15 protein-coding genes and 1 rRNA gene are annotated in these 20686 nt (G+C 61.5%); 11 read left to right on the forward strand and 5 right to left on the reverse strand.

Annotation, left to right across the window (positions count from 1 at the left end):
* The 3 genes from rrf to D1643_RS00435 form a co-directional block, all read left to right on the forward strand.
* A 5S ribosomal RNA gene (gene rrf, locus D1643_RS00425) occupies positions 1–108 on the forward strand; the annotation flags it as partial.
* 172 nt (positions 109–280) lie between these two features.
* Positions 281–1192 carry a glycosyltransferase gene (locus D1643_RS00430; protein ID WP_160707540.1) on the forward strand — a complete coding sequence of 304 codons (912 nt, stop codon included), beginning with the start codon at positions 281–283 and terminating at the stop codon, positions 1190–1192.
* A gap of 4 nt (positions 1193–1196) precedes the next feature.
* Positions 1197–2210 (forward strand): glycosyltransferase family 2 protein, encoded by a 1014-nt coding sequence (locus D1643_RS00435; RefSeq protein WP_160707542.1) that lies wholly within the window; start codon positions 1197–1199, stop codon positions 2208–2210.
* Here the strand turns inward: D1643_RS00435 and D1643_RS00440 are convergent.
* Entirely contained in the window at positions 2207–3391 is a 1185-nt protein-coding gene (locus tag D1643_RS00440) for a glycosyltransferase family 4 protein (protein WP_160707544.1), read from the reverse strand. The two genes, D1643_RS00435 and D1643_RS00440, sit on opposite strands and share 4 nt — an antisense overlap.
* 163 nt (positions 3392–3554) lie before the next feature.
* Between D1643_RS00440 and D1643_RS00445 the strand changes: the two genes are divergently transcribed.
* Positions 3555–4517: a glycosyltransferase family 2 protein gene (locus tag D1643_RS00445; protein WP_160707546.1), complete on the forward strand. Its 963-nt coding sequence runs from the start codon at positions 3555–3557 to the stop codon at positions 4515–4517.
* Positions 4504–7302 carry a YfhO family protein gene (locus tag D1643_RS00450; RefSeq protein WP_160707548.1) on the forward strand — a complete coding sequence of 933 codons (2799 nt, stop codon included), beginning with the start codon at positions 4504–4506 and terminating at the stop codon, positions 7300–7302. Before D1643_RS00445 ends, D1643_RS00450 begins: the two co-directional genes overlap by 14 nt.
* On the opposite strand, the gene D1643_RS00455 is transcribed toward D1643_RS00450, so the two are convergent.
* Both D1643_RS00455 and D1643_RS00460 read right to left on the reverse strand, forming a co-directional pair.
* On the reverse strand, positions 7299–9101 hold the full coding sequence (locus tag D1643_RS00455) for an ATP-binding cassette domain-containing protein (protein ID WP_160707550.1): 1803 nt from the start codon (positions 9099–9101) through the stop codon (positions 7299–7301). The two genes, D1643_RS00450 and D1643_RS00455, sit on opposite strands and share 4 nt — an antisense overlap.
* 14 nt (positions 9102–9115) lie before the next feature.
* Positions 9116–9901 (reverse strand): ABC transporter permease, encoded by a 786-nt coding sequence (locus D1643_RS00460; protein ID WP_160707552.1) that lies wholly within the window; start codon positions 9899–9901, stop codon positions 9116–9118.
* A 145-nt stretch (positions 9902–10046) separates the two neighbouring features.
* On the opposite strand from D1643_RS00460, the gene D1643_RS00465 reads away from it, so the two are divergent.
* From D1643_RS00465 to D1643_RS00475, 3 genes are read left to right on the forward strand one after another with little or no spacing between them, the layout of a single operon-like run.
* On the forward strand, positions 10047–11141 hold the full coding sequence (locus D1643_RS00465; RefSeq protein ID WP_160707554.1) for a glycosyltransferase family 2 protein: 1095 nt from the start codon (positions 10047–10049) through the stop codon (positions 11139–11141).
* Positions 11142–11152: 11 nt separating this feature from the next.
* Complete coding sequence (locus D1643_RS00470) at positions 11153–12316, forward strand: glycosyltransferase family 2 protein (protein ID WP_160707556.1); 1164 nt, start codon at positions 11153–11155, stop codon at positions 12314–12316.
* A 49-nt stretch (positions 12317–12365) separates the two neighbouring features.
* Complete coding sequence (locus D1643_RS00475) at positions 12366–13496, forward strand: LicD family protein (RefSeq protein WP_160707558.1); 1131 nt, start codon at positions 12366–12368, stop codon at positions 13494–13496.
* 13 nt (positions 13497–13509) lie between these two features.
* Here the strand turns inward: D1643_RS00475 and D1643_RS00480 are convergent, their stop codons facing one another.
* Complete coding sequence (locus tag D1643_RS00480) at positions 13510–14973, reverse strand: DUF2142 domain-containing protein (RefSeq protein ID WP_160707560.1); 1464 nt, start codon at positions 14971–14973, stop codon at positions 13510–13512.
* A 20-nt stretch (positions 14974–14993) separates the two neighbouring features.
* On the reverse strand, positions 14994–16010 hold the full coding sequence (locus tag D1643_RS00485; protein WP_160707562.1) for an acyltransferase family protein: 1017 nt from the start codon (positions 16008–16010) through the stop codon (positions 14994–14996).
* 91 nt (positions 16011–16101) lie between these two features.
* On the opposite strand from D1643_RS00485, the gene D1643_RS00490 reads away from it, so the two are divergent.
* The 3 genes from D1643_RS00490 to D1643_RS00500 are packed head-to-tail and all read left to right on the forward strand — an operon-like array spanning position 16102 to position 20626.
* Positions 16102–17289: a glycosyltransferase family 2 protein gene (locus D1643_RS00490; protein ID WP_160707564.1), complete on the forward strand. Its 1188-nt coding sequence runs from the start codon at positions 16102–16104 to the stop codon at positions 17287–17289.
* Positions 17282–18418, forward strand: coding sequence for a glycosyltransferase (locus tag D1643_RS00495; protein ID WP_160707566.1), 1137 nt, complete (start codon positions 17282–17284; stop codon positions 18416–18418). Before D1643_RS00490 ends, D1643_RS00495 begins: the two co-directional genes overlap by 8 nt.
* A 30-nt stretch (positions 18419–18448) precedes the next feature.
* The gene (locus D1643_RS00500) at positions 18449–20626 is read left to right on the forward strand and encodes a DUF6541 family protein (RefSeq protein WP_160707568.1); all 2178 of its coding nucleotides are present in this window, start codon (positions 18449–18451) and stop codon (positions 20624–20626) included.
* Positions 20627–20686 lie beyond the last annotated feature (60 nt).

Below are 20686 nucleotides of genomic sequence, written 5' to 3' on the forward strand. Positions count from 1 at the left end.
AACCATGGAGAGGGGGATCACCCGGTCCCATTCCGAACCCGGCAGTTAAGCCCCTCCTCGCCGAAAGTACTGCGGGTGAGCCCGTGGGAGGATAGGGCGTTCCGCTCATGTGGGGTGCTTCCTCTGTTATACGGAGACCAGCCTTGGCTGGTCTTTTGCTTTTCTGGGGCTTTGGTGGGGCAAAGACCCTGCCCGTCCCTTTGGGGGCTCCTGTACTAGAATGGAAAAAGCCTAATCAGAACTATCTTTTCGCTTCTGGGAGGAGGGAGGCTGCGGCTTCATGGGCATCTCGGTTCTCATATCGGTGTATGGGGGCGCGAACGCCGAGCACCTCGGCGTTGCCTTAGAGAGCATCGCGGCGCAGACCCTTCCGGCCGATGAGATCGTCCTCATGGAGGACGGGCCCCTCGGCGCGGCCCATCGGGACGTCATCGACGCCTATGCGGACGAGCGAACGTTGGTGATCGCGCTGGAGCCGGGGGATGATCGCCCGTCGATAGAGGGCAAGCGCGCGGCAGCGGTCGCGTCGGCGGGATGCGGGGGCGACGCGGGTTCTGCGCCGCGCCTGGTCATCGGGCGGTTCTCCGAGAACGTGCAGCTGGGCCGCGCGCTGGCGGCCGGCGTCATTCTGTGCTCCTGCCCGCTCATCGCCCGCATGGACGCCGATGACGTCGCGCTTCCCGAGCGCCTGGCCACCGAGGCCGCTTTCCTCCGGGAGCATCCGGAGGTGTCGGTTCTGGGGGGTGCCATCGAGGAGTTCGACGGGGATGTCGTCAAGGGCACTAAGACCATTCCCGGCGGCGAGGCGCTGCGGGCGTACGCCAAGTTTCGCTGCCCGGTGAACCACATGACCGTGATGATGCGCCGCGAGGCCATCCTGGGCGCGGGAAACTACCGCCACTTCCCCGGCCTTGAGGACTACGAGCTGTGGAGCCGCGTCCTGGCGGCCGGCTACGTGCTCGACAACATTCCTGACGTGCTGGTGCGCGCTCGCTGCGACAGCGGCTTCTACGACCGACGGGGCGGGGACGACTACGGCCACCGCTACCTGGAGCTTCGCCGCATGCAGCGGGAATGGGGCCTCCTCAGCAGACGCGAGCACCTCAAGGCGTGCGCTGCGACGGCGGCCATGGTGTATGCGCCGCGCTCGCTGCGCAAGCTGTTCTACAAGATCCTGCGGAGAAAGGGCTAGGGGCATGGACAAGCTGCTCACGGTCGTCGTTCCCGCCTATAACGTGGAGCGCTATCTCGACCAGTGCCTGGGAAGCTTCGTCGAGTGCCCGGCGCGTGAGGAGCTCGAGGTGCTCGTCATCGACGATGGCGCCACGGACGGCTCGCTCGAGATTGCCCAGCGCTACCGGTTCCAGCATCCCGACCTCTTCCGCGTCTTCCATAAGGAGAACGGCGGCCATGGCTCGGTCATCAACTTCGGCGTCGATGAGGCGCGCGGTGCCTATGTGAAGGTGGTTGATGGGGACGACTGGGTGGACGGTGCCGCCCTTGCCGGACTCATCGAGGTGCTGGCGCTGGGGGATGCTGACGTGGTGGCCTCCGACTACCACTGTGTCGAGGATGGCAGCTACCGGCTGCTCGACCACCGCCATGCTGCCGCTGACCCGTCGCATTACGGGCGCGTCTGCGGCTTTGACGTAGTGGCGGATGAGGAGATCATGAAGATCCACTCGCTCACCTACCGGACGAGCATCCTGCGCGATAACGGCGTCCGGTTCGCTGAGGGATGCTTCTACGAGGACGCGCAGTTCGCCATCTTCCCCCTGCCGTTCTGCCAGACGGTTCGCTATGACGACAACGTGGTGTATCAGTACCGCCTGGGGCGCGCGGGGCAGAGCGTGGACATCACCTCGCTTGTGGCACGCCGTGCCGAGCATGAGCGCATCCTCGAGTCGCTCTTCGCGCTCAGCGATGAGCAGGCGGGGGCGGACGCGGGGCATCGGGCCTACCTCGATCGGGCCATCGCCTACTTCGTGCAGAACCAGTATCAGATCTACCTGGCACGCGGGCTGGGAGGCGGCTCCTTTGCCGAGATGCGCGCGTTTGACCGACGGCTTCGCGCTGAGCAGCGCGGCGTCTACGACGCGGTGGGGAAGAGGAGCATCTGGCTTATCCGGAAGACGGGCTACGCGGCGTTTCCGCTCGGCGTGGCGGCCTATCGGGCTCGGGAGGCGCTGCGGGGCCTCAGGCGGCGCTAGCGCCCGTCACAGCCGGGCTTGCGCCTGCCGTCATGCGAGGCCTCCTCGGCATGTCGTGACGCCATCTGGTCGGGAAGGTAGTCCTTGCGGCCGCGCGGATGGTAGTGATGCAGCAGCACCGGATCGAGCAGGCGCAGCTTGAGCACCATGTAGAGGGTGACCCCCAGGATGATGACGAGGAACGGGATGCGCATGAGCCCCGTGGTCTCGGTGATGAAGATGCCGCTGAGGGCGAGGATGAGCGTCCAGCCCCACATGATGAGGACGGTCTTGCGCTGGCTGAAGCCGGCCTGGAGCAGGCGGTGGTGGATGTGCCCCTTGTCGGCCGCGTCGATGGGCTTGTGCGCTCGCACGCGGCGGATGATGGCGAAGGCCGTGTCGAGGACGGGGATGCCCGCGGCCAGCACCGGCACGAGCAGCGAGACGAACAGCGCTGAGCGGGCGATGGCCATGAGCGAGACGATGCCGAGGGCGAACCCGAGGGTGAGCGCGCCCGAGTCGCCCATGAAGATGGATGCCGGGTGGAAGTTGTAGCGCAGGAAGCCGACGCAGGCGCCGGCGAGCGCGATGCTGAAGACGGCCGCGTCATAGCGGTGCGTGATGATGGCGAACACGAAGATGGTGGAGGCGCTGATGGCGCAGATGCCCGCCGCGAGCCCGTCGAGCCCGTCGATGAGGTTGATGATGTTCGCGAAGGCCACCAGGTAGAAGATGGTGAGCGGATAGGCAAGCCAGCCGAACTCGATGTAGCCGGCGCCGAGGGGGTTGTGGATGCTTGAGAGCAGCAGCCCCGAGCAGGCCACGATGGTGGCGGCGATGATCTGACCCGCGAGCTTGATGCGCGGGCGGAGGCTCATGACGTCGTCGACGAATCCCACGGCGAACATGAAGAGCACGCCGACGAGCATGACCGGGTAGTTGACGGGCATGCCCGGGTAGGACACGAAGGGGGAGCGCCAGCCAGCCCAGCGCATGCCGGCGAACACCACAAGGACGCAGATGACGAGGCCGCCGAGGATGGCCACGCCGCCGAGGCGGGGGATGGGGCGGTTGTTCACGCGGCGGGAGCTGGGGTAGTCGATGGCGTCAAGCCGGGTGGCGAGCCGCTTGGCCAGGGGAGTGAGGGCTATGGTTGCAATCAGGGCGACCGTGAAGAGCACGCCGCATTCCAACCAGTCCATGAAGATGTTCTCCTGTCGTTGAGCGGCCGAGGTCGCACGTCTATGACGAAACAAGCATTATACTCTACTAGGCGGCGTATTCTCCGCCGCGGCGCCATACAATAGAGCAATTCGGCGAAGGTCTCGGTGCCTTCGAGACGAAAGACGAGTGAAAGACACCTCAATGCCCCTGATTTCCCTGGTCGTGCCCTGCTATAACGAGGAAGAGAGCCTGCCGGCCTTCTTTGAGGAGACGATGCGGGTGGTTGACGCGATGCGTGCCGAGCAGGGCGACGTGCACTTCGAGCTCGTCTTCGTAGACGACGGGTCGACCGACGGGACGCTTGGGGCGATGCGCGCGCTGACCGCTGCGGGCGAGGGGCGCGCGGAGGTGCGCTGGGTGTCTTTCTCGCGCAACTTCGGCAAGGAGGCGGCGTTGCTGGCGGGCCTGCGCGAGGCGCGGGGCGACTACGTGGCCACCCTCGACGCGGATTTGCAGGATCCTCCTTCGCTGCTGCCGGAGATGTACCACATCCTCCTGGAGGAGGACTACGACAACGTGGCCACGCGTCGCGTCGACCGGGTGGGAGAGCCGCCGGTGCGGTCGTTCTGCGCTCGGGCCTTCTACCGCATCATCAACCGGCTCTCCGATGCCGACATCGTGGACGGAGCCCGCGACTACCGGCTCATGCGCCGCCGCATGGTGGACGGCATCCTGGAGCTGGGGGAGTACAACCGGTTCTCGAAGGGCATCTACGGCTGGGTGGGCTTCAAGACCCGCTGGCTGCCGTTCGAGAACGTGGAGCGGGTGGCGGGCGAGACCAAGTGGAGCTTCTGGGGGCTGCTGCGCTACTCGCTGGAGGGCATCGTGGCGTTTTCCACGGCGCCGCTTTCGTTCGCGTCGCTCATCGGCGTGGTGCTGTGCCTGATTTCCATCGTGTTCGCCCTGGTCATCGTGGTTCGAACCCTCCTGTTCGGCGATCCAGTGGCTGGCTGGCCGTCGCTTGCGTGCATCGTTCTGTTCGTCGGCGGCCTGCAGCTGGCGTGTTTGGGGGTCATCGGCCAGTACCTGGCCAAGACCTATCTGGAGACGAAGGGCCGTCCCCTCTACCTGGTGCGGGAGCGTAGCGACGATGACGGCTGCTAGGGCCCGCCGCGGAGCGGTCGCCTTTGCCTGGGGCGTTCTGGGCTTCGCGCTGCCGGTGCTGATGCTCGCGGCGGTGAGCGCCTGGAACGGGGTGTACCCCTTCGGGCCGGCCTCGTTTCTGACGGAGGATCTGCTCTACCAGTACGTCGACTTCTTCACGTGGTTCCGCGCGGTGCTCTTGGGCGATGAGTCGCTGTTCTACTCGACGGCCCAGGCGCTGGGGGCCAACACCTGGGGACTGTACAGCTACTACCTGGCGAGCCCCTTCAACCTGCTGGTGGCCTTGTTCCCCGTGGAGCGCGTGACGCTGTTCGTGTGGATGATAACCGCGCTCAAGCTGGGGTGCGTGCAGCTGGCCATGACGTGGTTCCTGCGGCGGCGCTTCGGGCTTTCCCGCGGGGCCGCCCTGGCCCTGGCACTCGCGTTCACCTGGTCGTCGTGGACGGCGGCTCAGCTGCGCAACCCCCTGTGGCTCGACGCGCTCATCTGCCTGCCGCTCATGGCGACGGGCGCCTGGGCTCTTGTGCGCGAGGGGCGCTGGCGGCTGCTCGTGGGGGCTACGGCGGCCTCCATCATCGTGTGCTGGTACACCGGCTACATGACCATCCTGTTCCTGTGCTGCTACGCCGTGTTCGAGTGCTTCCTGCGCTGCGTGGACGAGCCGGGGTTCGGCTGGCGGGGCGTGGCGCGCACGGCCCTTCGGTTCGCGGCGGCCATGGTGGGGGCGCTCGCGCTGGCGGCGTTCACCTTCGTGCCCACGGTGCTGGCCATGATGGGAGATGTGAGCGGGCGTGTTGCGGGGGAGCCGGCTTCGGGGCTGCCGTGGGGAACGGCCCTCAAGCTGGGCGGCGCCGCGCTCGTCCTGGGCGCGGTCGGCGTTGTCGCGGTGGTCGCGGCGCTGCGCTGGTCGCGGCCGGCGGCTCGCCGGGGGCTGCGCCCTGCCTTGGCGGCGGGGCTTCTGGCCGTGGCGGCCGCGGCGCTCGTCGTGTTGGAGCGCCTGCACCTGCTGGGGGTGACCTGCACTCTCGTCGAGCTGGCCTCCGGGTTCTTCCTGGGCGGCTGGCGGGTGAACGAGGTGCCGCAGGTCTCGGCGGGGGCGGCGGTGCTGGTGCTCGCGCTCGTGTTCCTGACGTGCTCGCGCCTCGATGCGCGCAAGCGCGCGGCTGCGGCTTGGCTTGGCTTCGCGCTGTTGGCGAGCGTGTGGGTGACGGTGCTCTACTGCGTATGGTGCGGGTTCCGCGCGCCCAACGGGTTCTACAGCCGCATCGGGTTCTTCGTCGTGTTCCTGCTGGTGTGGATGGCGGCCGCGGGTTTGGCTGAGGGGGCGCGTGGGGGGCTTTCGCGCCGCCGTGTGGCGGTGTGTGCTGGCGTGGTGGTCGCTCTTGCCGCAGGCCTGGGGCTTCTGGGCGCGGTGCCGTGGGGCTGCGTGCTCGCCTCCGCGGCGGTTGCGTCGTTGGCGGCGGCTGGCGCGGTGCTGGCGTCACAAAGGGGCGCTCGACGCGTGGCGGGGCCGGCTGTGCTTTCGGCGGGCCTGGCGGTGCTGGTGGGGGCTGAGCTGCTCTTCGGGGCGCATTTGGCCTGGAGCCAGCTCTACGGCATCTTCACCCAGGAGGGGCAGGATGCCTATGCGGCGGAGTCTCGGGATACCCAGGAGGCGCTCACGGGGGCAGACCCGGGGTTCTACCGGGTGGCCAAGACCTACACGCGGGCCTTCGACGTAGCGCTCAACGAGGGGCTGGCCGCGGGGTATCGCGACCTGTCTTCCTACTGCTCAGCCCATGACGGGGCGGCCATCTACTTCCTGAACTCGCTGGGGTACAGCCAGGAGGGGCAGTTCTCCACGCGCTATGCCGAGCCCATCCTGCCGAGCGATGCGCTTCTCGGCGTGCGCTACGTGTGGTCGACCGAGGAGCCGGCGGGCTTCGTGTCCACGGGGGAGGAGTCGGCCCTGACTGGCGCGAGGCTCTACCGCGATCTCTATGCCCTGCCGCTGGGCTACCTGGTGAGCGCTGGCGCCGAGGGCTTCTCGTTCGACGAGCTGGGCGATCCCTTCACGCGGCAGAACGCGTTCGCGAGCGCGCTGGCCGGGCGGGAGGTGGAGCTGTTCCGGCCCTGCGAGGCCGTGGAGGAGCCGGCGGCCGACGGCACGCGCACGTGGCGGGCCCAGGTGCCTGAGGGCGCCATCGGCTACGCCTACGTGGAGGCGTCGCGGCGGGCGGGCGAGTGCCAGCTCGTCGTGGACGGAGGCGACCCGGTGCTGGAGAACGCGCGGTTCCAGCAGTCCATCCACGCGGTGACGGGGGTAACTGAGGCGCCAGTCGAGGTGACGGTGGCCGTGGCCTTCACGAACGAGGGGGAGAGCCTGGCGAGGGATGCCGAGGAGGCCCGGCAGGCGCAGGACGCGGCAGCGTGCCTGGTGTGGTACCTGGACATGGCGGCCCTCGAGGAGCTCGTGGACGAGTTGGGCGCCCGTCCGTTGGAGGTGGAGGCGTTCTCCGGCGCTGGCATCGCCGGCGTGGTCGACGGCGGTGCGGAAGGCGGGCTGCTGATGGTGTCGGTGCCCAACGACCCCGGCTGGACCGTGCGGGTGAACGGCCAGGTGGTGACGACAGCGGACATCGCCGGCGGCGCGCTCACCGGCGTGTCCGTGGGCCCGGGGGAGAACCGGGTGGAGATGACGTACCGCACCCCAGGGCTCGTGCCGGGGTGCGTGGTGTCAGGTGTGGCGCTTGCGGTTGTGGTGGGGCTGACTGTGCACGAGCGAAGGTGCCGACGCTCGGTTTAGCAGGAGGCGGCTTTGGCCAGGATCTCCTTGTCCAGCTCTTGGAAGCGCGTGTGGTCGCCGAGGAATACGAGGTGCTCGATGCCTGGCCCCATCTTCTCCACGTAGTCGATGGCGCGTGCGACGCTATCCAGGTCGCCGGGATCCTCGAGAACGATCAGGGAATCCGATGCAGCGGCGCACGGGCCTGCGGTGAGCGCGTCGAAGGGATTCCAGATAGACGTGATGATGAGGTTGCGCGGTCGCTTCCCCTGCGTGACGATCCAGTCGTCGATGAGGCCGTTGGCGTCATAGGCGTCCTTGCCGCAGAACCGGATGACCTCAAGCCCCGCCTCGCGGAGCGGCTCCAGGCAGCTTTCGGGGAAGGACACGGTACCGCCGAGGACTATGAGGCGTCGGAATGCGCCTGAGGTGAGCGCGGCGAGCGTTTCGGGCGCTATGATGCCGTCGTCATGGTTGAAGAAGAGGGGTGCTCGCTCGCCTTGCGAGAAGGGCAGCAGCGAGATGATGTCTCCGGTACAGCCGTCCCAGGTGATGACGGCGGTATCGCCCCATTGATCGGCTGCGCGGAAGGCTGCGAGCGCCAGCTCGTCGATCGTCGCCTTCTGCAGCAGGGTGACCTTACGCTCGCCGGCCTCGTCTTCGAGGGCGCTCGTGACGACGGGGGAGAGGCGGCATCCGCGGTCGAGCGCGATGACGTGAGACGCGCCGTATTGGCGTAGGGCATGGGCGGTCACGTCCGGGAGGCTCTCGCTCCGGGTGAGCAGGAGCGGGGCGTCGAGCGTGCTGCCGAGCCCGGCGCCGACCAGGCAGGCGGAGGCATCCTCGCCGGGGCAGATGATGACCGTGTCACTCGGACCCTCATGGCAGAGCTCGGCAAGCTTCACGGCGCTCCCGTAGCGGTCGTCTGCCGAAATGGTTCGCGTCAGTTCCTCGCGCGGGGACACGTCGCGGCCGAGCATATCGAAGACACGCTGCTCCGAGGAGGCCTTCCCGGTGTGGCCGCCGAGGACGCGGTAGATGCGGCAGACATCCTGCGCGCTGCCCATCAGGCGGGGATGCCCCTTTTCGATCCAGATGGCCTTATTGCACAGGCGCTCGATCTGGTCATTATTGTGGGAGACGATGAGAACGGTGACCTCGTGTTCCTTGATGAGTTCTTGGATGCGGCGCTCGCACTTTTGCTGGAACATGAAGTCGCCGACCGAGAGCACCTCGTCGACGATGAGTATCTCCGGGACGATGATGGTGGCGATAGCGAAGGCGATGCGCGCCACCATGCCGGACGAGTAGTTCTTCATGGGCATGTCGAGGAACTGCTCGACCTCCGCGAAGGCGACGATGTCGTCGAAGTGCTGCTCGATGAACTTCTTGGGATAGCCGAGGAGCGCTCCGTTGAGGTAGATATTCTCGCGAGCTGTGAGCTCGAGGTCGAAGCCGGCTCCGAGTTCGATGAGCGGGGCGATGTTGCCGTTGATGGTGCAGGTGCCAAGCGTGGGCTCAAGCACCCCTGCGACGATCTTGAGCAGGGTGGACTTGCCCGAGCCGTTGGTGCCGAGGATGCCGAAGACGTCACCCCTCCGTACTTCGAGGGACACGTCATCGAGGGCTTTGAGCTCCTTGAAGCGCAGCTCGTGGCGAGCCAGCGCAATGGCGTACTCCTTCAGGTTGTTCAGCTGCTCGCTTGCCATGTTGAAGACCATGGACACGTGGTCGACGGAGATCATGACCGGGCGCCCCGGCTCCTCCTCGAAGGAGGTAGCGAGGCACTGAAGCGAGGTGGTGTTAATGTTCTCGGCCATTCTTCTTCCTGTGGTTAGACGTAGAGGATGAACTTCTTCTCGTTCTTCTTGAAGACCACGAGGCCCAAGACGAGCATGACGAGGGCCATGCCGAGGCAGACGAGGTTCTCACCCACGCCGGGAGTGTTGCCCCAGAGGGCAATGTCGCGGAAGTAGGTGACGTAGTGGTACATAGGGTTGAACGTCTCGAAGGCGAGCATCCAGTCGGGCAGGATGTCGACGGGATAGAACAGGGGCGTGGCGTAGGTCCAGGCCGTGATGATGACGCTCCAGAAGTGCAGGACGTCGCGGAAGAACACGGCGAGGGTGGCGAGGATGAGACCGATGCCCGCGCTGAAGATGGTCACGTAGAGGATGAGCAGGGGCAGCAGTAGCAGGTTCCACGTGGGCACGATGCGGAAGAACAGCATGACGAGCGCGACCGCGATGAGGGAGATGACGAAGTTCACGAGCGTGAACAGCACTTTCTCAAGGGGGAAGATGAGCTTCTCGATGCGGATCTTCTTGATGAGCGGCGCCGAGTCGATGATGGAGCTCATGGCGCTGCTGGTGGAATCGGCCATGAGCGAGAAGATGGTGTTGCCCAGGATGAGATAGAGGGGGAAGTTCTCAATCTGGAAGCGGAAGAACGTGCTGAACACGGCGGAAAGCACGCACATCATGAGCAGGGGGTTGAGCACCGACCACGCGATGCCCAAGACGCTGCGGCGATACTTGAGCTTGAAATCCTTGGTTACGAGGGACGTTATGGTGAACCAGTTGCGGTTGAGCGCCGCCTTGTCTGTTGCCGAAAAAGCCATGGGCTCCTCAATGGGTCGAATCGGGCATTACTTCTATTCTATCGCAGCCCATGGAAAAGGTGCCTATTTCGAGAAAAACAGCAGGGGGAGAGCAATGCTGGTATCCTTAACGTTAGGCAAACAGCGTCAGATTTGAGGAGGAGCGGTGGTCGTCGAGTGCCCCGAGGAGCGTCAGGTTCCCAAGGTGAGCCTGCTGGTGCCCGTTTACAACGTCGAGCGGTACCTGCGGGAGTGCCTGGAGTCCGCGCGGCGCCAAACGCTTGCAGACATTGAGGTCATCTGCGTGAACGACGGCTCGACGGACGGCTCGCGTGCCATCATCGAGGAGTTTCTCAATGTTGACCAGCGGTTTCGCGTCATCGATAAGGAGAACTCGGGCTACGGGGCGTCGATGAACCGAGGCCTTGGGGAGGCACGGGGCGAGTTTGTGGGAATCCTGGAGTCAGACGACTTCCTGGATGCCGATGCGCTTGAGGTGCTCTATGACGCGGCGCAGGCGGCAAGCGCCGAGGTGGCTAAGGCCGACTTCTACCTGCACTGGTCCGAGCCCGCTCCGCGCGATGAGCGATTCGGTTGGGTGGAGGAGGGTCTGGGCGGCGTGGTCGATCCCCGCGATTACCGAGAAGTGTTCTTCCGCAAGCCCTCCATCTGGTCGGCGCTATACAGACGCTCTTTTTTGGAGGAGAACGACATTCGTTTTCTTGAGACGCCGGGGGCCTCATACCAGGACTCTGCCTTCAACTTCAAGGTGTGGGCATGCGCTCGTCGTGTGGTTCTGGTCGACAGAGCCTTCCTGCACTACCGACAGGACAACGAGGCCTCGTCGGTGAACTCGCCGGGTAAGGTATACTGCGTGTGCGATGAGTACGCTGAGATGCTCCGCTATGTGGAGGAGCGGGGGCTTGACGAGGGCTTCTTCTTGCCGGTCATCGCCAAGATGCGCTACGACTCCTATATGTGGAACTTCGAGCGCCTGACGCCTGCGCTGCGCGAGGGCTTCGCGCAGCGCATGGCGGAGGACTTCCGTCGTGAGGATGAGGCGGACATGGTCGACTTCTCGCTGTTTGAGCCCTGGAAGATCCCCGAGCGTCAGGCGGTAATCGATGATGCTGCCGCCTTCTGCGCACTGCGGGCGACAGGGGAGCGCGACGGCAAGCTGGCCATCCTCGTCCGTTGCTGGCGGGCGGGCGGTCCTGCCTTGGTCGTCCAGGTGCTGAAGCGCCGTCTGGGACGCGGATAGGGGGGGGCGCTGTGCCACGCGTGTCTGTCGTGATCCCCGTCTACGGCGTGGAGGACTACCTGGCTCTGAGCGTTGCCTCGGTGCGCCAGCAGACGCTCGAGGACATCGAGATCATCTGCGTGAACGACGGCTCCCCGGACGGGTCGCGCGACATTCTCGCGCTCCTCGAGGCCGTTGACCCCCGCATCGTGGTGGTCGACAAGCCCAACGGTGGACTCTCGTCAGCCCGCAATGCGGGCATTGATCGTGCGACGGGAGAGTACCTGTGCTTTCTCGACGCCGATGATCTCATGGATGAGGGGGCTTGCAGGGCGATAGCCGATGCCTTTGAGCGGACGGGTGCTGACGTGGTTACCTATGGCGCCTCCCCCTATCCGTTGTTTCGCGGCTACCCTTGGCTTGAGCGGGTGCTCAGCCCGCGTGATGCGGTGTATGGGGAGTTCACGCCTGCGTTGCTATTCGACGAGGCGTCCCATCCGTTCGTGTGGCGAACGGCGCTCAGGCGGTCTTTCCTCGTCGATTCAGCTTTGCGGTTTGACGAGGATCTGGCCTATGGGGAGGATGAGGTCTTCCACTTCGCCCTCTATCCGCGATCCTCGCAGACGGTGCTCATCTCCGATAAGCTGATCCGCTACCGGGTGGCTCGTGGGGGGTCGCTCATGGATGGGCAGCGCGGTGATCTTGCCCGGAGGGTGGAAGAGCACCTGGCTATCGTCGGGTGCGTTCTTCGCGACTGGGGTGACGGGGGGTTTCTGGTGCCTTGGGGACAGGAACTCTTCGATTGGTCGGCTGAGTTCCTGCTGCTCGACTTGCTGACACTTCCCGAAGCTGCGCGTCTGGAGTCGGCGTCGTCGTTGCACGAGCTGTGGGTCGAGGCGTTTGGCGAGGAGAGCGCCTGTCGCCTTGCCGTCGCGTCGCGGTTCCACGTGCTGGCGCGTCCGATCGCCTGCAACAGGGGCAAGCTGCCCGGCGGTCGCGTGGCGAAGGCGCGCTACTACCTGAGTCGTCTCACGCCGGCTCGGCTCGCCAAGGTGCTTCGCGGGCGTCTGCGTGCCCGCCGAGCTTCTGCTCCCAGTGCCGTTGAGCAGGCAACCTGGGAGGCCGAGGACGCCCGTCATCGTCAGGAGGCCCTTCAGTTTCTGCGCGCAGAGGCGGTAGCTCCTCGAATTCCGTAGCTCTGTGTTATCGTGTAAGCGAAGGTTTCTCCTTGAGAAGGGGTAAGTCGTGGGTTTTCTTGAGAAGATAAAGAGCGTTCTTCCGGTATCCTCGCGTTCGTTTCACGCTTATGAGCGGGAGTTGAGCCAGAAGCTTGATTCTCTTGAGGTGATGATGCGAGTACTAGGGGATCGGCTTGCTGCTTTTGAGGAGGGTGAACGCGAGATTTCCAAGCGTGTCGAGCAGTCCTATTGGGATATTACGGGAAACATTGACTACAAATTCGAAAAGCTTACTTTGCCAACGCTTCAGAAGATAGAGGGTACGCTCGATGCTCACGATGCGTTTGTTTCGGCTCATCTTTGGGATCAGTATCGCAATGAGGACGAGACTGAAGAAGAGGCCCGACTTCGCTTTTTCAAGAGCATCCCCCCCGCTAAAGGTGCACTGAGGGCTCATCAGACGGCGAGCGCCCAGCTTCTTCGTGAGTTTGACGCGCTTTGCCGTGATAACGGGCTGAGATATTGGATCGAGTTCGGCACACTTCTGGGGGCGGTGCGACATGGCGGGTTCGTACCTTGGGACGACGATCTCGATGTCGGAATGGTCCGACCTGATCTAGAGAGACTGAGAAAGGTGGCGCAACGCGACGATCGATATCGTATTACGGAGGTATTTGACGCGGCGGTCCATTGCCGTCAGATTCGCTTTAGGTACGCTGACGAAGGCAAGCCGTTCTTCATCGACCTTTTCGTTTATGATTTCGTACCTTCTAATTCCAAAACCTTGCTTAAGGCTTACGGCGAGATTCGCTTGGCTATGGTGGAAGCCATGAGGGGTGATTCCCGGCTTGACGCCTGGCATGCTGCCACCTTCGCTCAGGTTGAGGAGAGTCCGGATATCAATGCTGCCTTCGAAGAGGGCAACCACGCGCTTCGCTCCCTCGGTTTTGGGTGTAATGAAGAGGAGGCTCGAGGCCTGGCGTGGGGGATAGAGAACATGGATGGGGGAGCAGCGTATCCCTGGTCGCTATTTCCCATAAATGATGTGTTCCCCCTTCGTCGCTTGCATTTTGAGGGCGTTGAGTGCTTTGTGCCCAACAATCCCGAAGGAATGCTTACGCGCGTTTACGGCGACTACCTTCTTTTTCCGAAAGATATAAGAACCCATTACAAACATGTGTCGCTTGAGGATGAGTAGAACTTCACCGGCGCTAGGAGAAATGAAGGAAAACTGCCCCCAGCTCTGCCCAACCGATGAGGGCCATGAGGGCCATGAACGCCTGAGGGGGCACCTTTTCTAAGGGGGTCTTCCATCGAGGAAGAAGGGCGAAGAGGGCAAGGAACACTGCTGGGATGAGGTAGCGCGACTGGTAATAATCCAAGGCGACGCTCTTGTAGTCCCATAGGGCGATGAAAGTGATGAAGCCGGTCAGGCAGGCGATGACAAGCATTGTGACTCGTTGCCATGCTTTGATTTTGACCAAGGGGCTTGAGTCGAAGAGGAATCCAAGGAAGAGAAGCGCTGCGCTGAGCATCCAGATTCTTGGAATAAGGACTACCGGCGGAACAAACGATCCATGCATGAGGGGCCATCCGAGGTTTCCCCCGAAGAACATACTCAGGTAGAAGACGCCTCGCTCAGTTGCGGTGTTCATTATGCATGGCCAAAGGTCGGCGAGCTGGCCGTTCGTAAGTAGATTATTAAGCGTCTCGCCATATCCGCGTGAGGCAATGAAGAAAACAGCGGCCATCAAGGCTATCGCGAAAATGCCCGGAAGAGCTAGTCTCAGTTTCCTACTCCCTATCTTGGGATAAAGCAAGAGCGCGGTGAGCACGAGGATGAGATAAACGTATTTGCAAACGGCGATGAGAGCGATGAATGCGATAAGCTGGATCCAGTGGATCGGCCGTATTCTCTCCGGTGGAAGGGAGAGCATACGGATGAGCTGTACGACGAAACAGAGTGCGCCTATATTGCACAGAACGTCTGCGGAGCATGATGCCTCCTGCTGGAGCAAGAGGGGGTTAAGGAGGAAGACGCTTGCCGCCCTTTTTCCAAAGGGAAGCGTCTTGAGCATCCAGGCGGCGGCTCCAAGGTAGACCAATCCGTCAGCGAGTCGGCAGACAAAGAGCATGAAGAACCCGTTGACATTGAGGAGCTTGCCGAGCGATGCAATGGCAGAGGGTATCAAGTAATTGATCGTTGAATAGGCGCTGGCGGTAAAGTCCGTCGGCTTCACGTCGTCGTAAGAGAATGGCGAAAAGAGGAGCTCTCCCATTGCGGTATAGCCTTCGATCCATTCATAGGCATCAGGCAATTGGGAAGGAACGAGTAGCTCGCTCATACTTTGATTGTTGAACACGCGATTGATATGCGTGAATTCGTCGGGGATGGTGAAGGGTGGTATGAAGATGGCGTAACCGCAGAGCAAGGGAAGAGCGATAAAGAAGAAACAAAGTGAAGTGCTGTGGCGAACTTTGCCCCAGAGGCGTGCGGGGATGATTAGGGAGGAGGCCAAGAAGACCCCGGCCATTGCGAGACAAAGCGTGTCGGCGTTCTCGAACGTGGGATCTAGGTAGACTTGACTGCCTAGAAGGCTAATGCCGGCAATGGAGAGAGCTGCGTAGGCGGCGCAGAGTGTTGGCGTCTTCAGTCGCGAAAACTCAGGATGCATGGGGCCTGTTCTCCTCGGATCTAGGGGACAAGGTTTCTGATGAGGGGAATCTTCTTAATTATGAGGACAAGCATAAGCGCGCTTGCGTAAATGATAAACGGGCATACAAGCCGCACAAACATGCTTGCGGGGGAGACCTCTCCGAGTCCAAAAATGAGGTAGTCGAGAAGAATCTTATGAATGAGATAGATGCCGAAGCCGCAGCCGGCGATGGAGGCGATGGCTGCAGCATGGCGCTCGAGGAAGATATATGACGGGATTTGCTTGAAAGCCAAGAAAACAGCAACGGAGGGGAAGAAAGCGAAGACAGTGTTGTAGTCAAAGAGAACTCTCACGGTGAAGCCCGCCTCGTAGGAGGCCTGGTAGGTGTATGCGTAGCGAAGCGCCAGGAACAGGATGCCGAGCGCATAGCAGGTAAGGCGACTTTTGCGAGAGATGCTCTGGGTGGCAAGAAGGTATCCGAGTATCGCATAGGTGACGAAGCCGCCAGCGACGGGCAAGTTAAATGCTCCCGACCAGGGAAGATCGAGGGCCTGGCAGAAATAAGGGATGAAAAACGTGAGCAGAAAAGAGGTGATTACCAGGTACCACAGCGCCTTGGTGCTCTGAGCCAAAAGGGAAAGAATGGGCATGGCTAGAGTGATAGAAATGATGGCGAAAAAGAACCAGTAGATTGGTTCGATAGAGCAGTTCATGAAATCTGTGAGGAAGCCAAGGATGCTTAGGGAACTGCCTCCTGCGATACATCGGATAAGGTAGATGATGCCTGACCAAGCAACGAAGGGGATGAGGAGCTTCTTCATCCGTCGTTTGAGAAAGGTCTTCGTGTCATATTTCGCTCGATACTCCATGTTGTTTGCCCCGGTAAGCATGAAGAAGATGGGAACGGCCCAGTACATGACGACCTCGACGGCAAGCGCCTGATCCCATGCCGCTCCTGGCTGGAAGGAGTGGACGAGCGTGTTGCAATGGAGGCAGACTACGGCGAAGCATGCAAAGATGGTGAGCAGGTCAAAGTATAGAATTCTTTTTGCCACGGTGCCTCCAGACGATGCAAGCAATAGTGGCAGTATAATAACAGGTTATATTGCGTAATTATTAGTGTCGAATGGTAGGAGAATGGTGAGATTGTCCGCATTACCGAAGGTTTCGCTCGTTCTCTCTGTATACAACATGGAGGTTTGTCTTCGCGAGACGCTCGACTCAGTGCTGTCTCAATCTCATCAAGATATCGAGGTCATTTGCATAAATGATGGGTCTACCGACGGAACCCTTGCCATTCTGGAAAGCTATGCGGAGGCCGATTCGCGCGTTCGGATTGTTTCTCGGGAGAACCGGGGTCAGGGAGCGTCGCGCAATGAGGGCATCGCGTTGGCGACGGGAGGGTTCCTCATGCTTCTTGATGCCGACGATGTCTACGCTCCTAATCTCGTCGAGTCTCTTCTTCGGGGGATTATGGAAGCTGATGCCGATATTGCCGTCTGTCGTTCAGCTGAGATGGATCACGAGACCGGCGTGGTGGAATCCTCTCCTTGGACGGTAAGGGTCAATCAGCTGCCCGCGCAAGATCCCTTCTCGTGGGAGGACATGACGGATTATATCTTCACCGCCTTTGTTGGGTGGCCTTGGGATAAGATGTATCGTCGTTCCTTCGTTTTGGAGAACGGCCTTGAGTTTCCTGCCCTTCCCAACAGCGAGGATCTTGTCTTTGTCTTCCTTTCTCTTGTGCGGGCTCGAAGGATTACCTTCATCGACGAAGAGCTTGTTCGCCATCGAGTTGGTCGAAGCGGCTCAGTCTCAAACAGTCGAGCTCGAGCTCCCTTTGCGTTCTATGATGCGGGGTGTCTCCTCAAGGCTGAGCTGCAAAAAGATGTCGCCCAGTATGATCGTCTCCGGTGGGGTTTTCTGAATTGGTTTTTCGACTATACACTCTGGAACATCGAGACCATGACAGATGAGGATGTCAAGGACGAGATGGCTCGGGCCTTCGTTGGCGGATGTCTTTCTGAACTGGAGATGGGCAAGCACTGCAAGGCCTACTATTCGCTCGACCCCTTTAATATTCCTCGTTACTACGGGGTTCTTCAAGAGCTGATGGAGGAGGAGAATGAGCAGGTTCCTCGAAGACATGCGCTTCTTGACTCCCTTATCTCTCTTTTGACGAGTTGCAGGAGCCAAGGCTACCGTTTCGGCCTGAAGAGAATCTTGGCAAAGCTTCGTCTGGCGAAACCGCCGGTAATCGAGCAGCCGCTTCCTCCTCGCGGGGATAATTACTTTGCATTTGACTACAATCCTAAGGAGAAGATGAATGACTGACCATCCGTCCGTGAGCGTCGTCGTGCCTTGCTACAACGTGGCCGGGTACCTTCCCGAAACGCTCGACAGCCTTCTTGCTCAGACCTTGACGAATCTCGAGATCATTTGCGTCAACGATGGGTCTACCGACGAAACGAAGGATGTGATCCTTGAGTACGCTTCGCGTGATGGCCGGATCATTCTTGTTGATCGGTCTAACGGCGGTTACGGTTGCGCCATGAACGCTGGGATGGCGGAGGCCAGAGGTCGCTATGTCGGCATCGTGGAATCGGATGACTACGTGGCATCTGATATGTACGAAAAGCTCTATCGCTGTATTGAGGAGAATGAACTCGACATGGTGCGCTCGGACTTCTATAAGTTCTGGACGCGTCCTGATGGTACGAGGGAGGTGCGACGTGAGGAGTTGACTCCCAAGCAGGAGCAGTATAACGTGGTAATCGATCCGCGTGAAGAGAAGGACATCTTCAATGCCCAGATGATGAACTGGACAGGGCTGTACCGGGCGTCCTTCTTGCGTGAAAACGGTATTTGCCACCATGAGAGCCCCGGCGCCTCTTATCAGGATAATGGGTTTTGGTTCCAGACTTTTTGCCATGCCCGACGCGTGATGCTTTTGCCGGAGCCCTTTTATTATTATCGGCAGGACAATGCGGCCTCTTCCATCAACCAAAATAACAAAGTTTTCTGTATGCTTGACGAATACCGATGGATAGAGGATTGGCTGAGGTCAAATTCCGAGCTGGCGGATGAGTTTATCGGGCTATTCCACTACAAGAAGACCCATAACCTCAATTTTGCGTTCTCCCTTCTGGCTGAGGAGTTCCAGATGCCTTTCCTGGAGCGCTACGCTCAGGAGTATCGGGTTGCCCAACGCGCTGGCGAGTTGGATCAAAGCTTCTTCTGGCCCGATGAGTGGAAGACGGTTTGCGCCATTATGGAGGATCCAGAGGATTACCGCAGGAGCTTTAATGCTATTAGGATCGATGCGCCAATCGAAGACCGTGGTTGTGATTCTGGCTACAACGAGGCTCGTGAGAAGGGTCTCGTTTCGGCGTTTTTCTGGGTTGCGAGGAGCGAGGGGATTGGAGCTGCGGTTAAGGCAGTGTTGTCCTTCGCGAGGCGTTAGTTCGTCGGGAAACGTGCGAGGGCGTAGACCGTGTGGACGGAGTTCATTCTCAGCTTCCTTCTGGGTGCGGCATTGCTGGTCGTGCCGGGCGCGGCGGTGTGTCGGGGAGCCCGGGTGCCGTGGGCCTTCGCGCTGGCGGTGGCGCCGGGGTGCTCCGTCGCGCTCTACAGTTTGATCGCGCTGGGGTTCTCCCTGGCCGGGGTGACCCTCTCTGGTGTTGTTCTGCTGGCAGTCGCTTTGGTCGTGGCTGCTGCGGCATGGGGGGGCTTGCGCGCCCTCGCGCGGCGTGGGGTGCTCGGCCCCGGTCCCAAGGCGTCGCGCCCCTCTATACTCCTCGGCTGGGAGCTGGGCCTTTATGTGGCAGTGGGAGTGCTGGCGACTCTCCTCATCCTTGTTCGTCCCCTGAGCGATCCTGCCATGCCCACTCAGGCGTGGGACAACGTGTTCCATTTCGGTACCGTGCGCGCCTTTCTCGATTCGGGCGACTGGTCCTTCCTGAATGTCGCCCAGTACAAGACATCCGTCGACCTGGCCATCGACCCCTTCCCGGGTGCGAAGTTCTACCCGGCAGCTTGGCATGTGCTCGTGGCGCTGCTGGCGGATCTGCTCAAGGTGCCTGTGGTCGTGGCTGCCAATGCCGCCAACGTGCTGTTTGCGGGGGTTGTTTTTCCTGCAGGAATGTTTGCTCTCCTGAGCGTCCTGTTCCCCGAGCGCCGCTCCGCAGTGGTTCTGGGCGCGGTAGCTTGCGTGTCCTTCGTGGCGTACCCCTGGGCTCTCTACACCAGCTGGCAGTTGTTTCCCAATGCTGCCGCCTCGGCGGTGCTGCCTTCTCTCGTATTTCTCTTCATCGCGATGGGGGAGCGCTCGGGCGGTCTCGGAAGGCGCCAGCTTTCAACTCCCTTCGGTCTGATGCTTGTTGCCGTCGCCCTTCTCCAGCCTAATGCGGCCTTCTCAGCGGCGGTGTTTCTCGCGCCCTACTGCGTTTGGTTCGCCAGTCGTCTTCCGAAGCGGTTGCCCCTGATGGGAGGAAGGCCCGCGGTGCTTCGCGCCCTTGCCGGCGTGCTTGCGGCTGCGGCTGTCGCCGGGATCTGGCTCGCTCTCTATCGTGCTCCGTTCATGGCGGGGGTTGTCGAGTATCATTGGGCCTCCTATGCGACGGCCGAGGAGGCGCTCCATAACGGATTGACGCTTTCTCTGTCATACAACCCTCCCCAGTGGGTTCTGGGAGCTTTTGTGCTTGGCGGTTTTGTGGCTTCGCTTCAGCGTGGTCGAACTCGCTGGCTGTCGTTCTCCTACGTCTTTGCCCTTGTTATTTTCGTTGTGGCGACCTCAACTGATGGTTCTCTGAAGCACTTACTCGCCGGCTTCTGGTATACCGATCCCTGTCGTGTGGGCGCGCTGCTTGCGTTCACGGCGATGCCCCTCGCCGCGTTGGGGCTGTCTATCGTCTATCGGCTACTCACGAATTGGGCGAAAGGGCGTTTTCAGCCGGTTGCGCGAGTGGTCGGCTCTGTCGCAGTGGGTGCGGCCTGCTTTTGCGGAGCCTACTTCATTCCCGTGGAGCTGGGCGAGGATGACTGGAGATATGAGGAGAGCCCCTTCGAGTATCTGGAGAAACAGAACAAGCGACCTGCCATGCTCGAGGAAGCTGAAGCCAAGCGTCCCTACAGCGAGGAGAAGGCCGCGTTCGCGGAGAGGGTGAAGGCCATCGTGGGTGATGCCGTGGTAGTGAATCAGCCCTATGACGGATCGCTCTATCTCTACGGAGTGGACGGGTTGCACCTGCTGTACCGCTATATGAGCGGCTACGGCGAGGAGGGGGAGACTGCGGCCAGCCGTGTCATCCGCGAGCACCTGAACGAGTATGCGGGCAATCCGGTGGTGCAGGAAGCGGTTCGTCAGACTCGGGCTCGCTATGTGCTGATGCTCTCCGCCAATGGCCAGGGTGTCGGGCGTTTCAGCTGGGCGTACCAGCCCGATCAGTGGGCAGGCATCAACGCCATTAACCCCGACACTCCCGGGTTCACGCTTCTTCTAGCTCAGGGCAACATGCGTCTTTACCGCATTGACGGAGCTGACGGGACGGAAAGTGGTGAAGGGCTCCTGAAGTCAGGAGAAGGTTCTCGGGCGCTATCGGATGACACCTCCGATAATGATGATGTTGGCCTGACAGGCGCCGGAGGCGCGGGAGACGTTGTCCCTGTGTAATCCCCCTGAAGTTGGGGCATGCTCGCTCTTCTCGTACTACAATAATTCGTTGGCGCCAAA

The sequence above is a fragment of the Enterorhabdus sp. P55 genome (assembly GCF_009911695.1).
GTDB lineage: Bacteria > Actinomycetota > Coriobacteriia > Coriobacteriales > Eggerthellaceae > Enterorhabdus.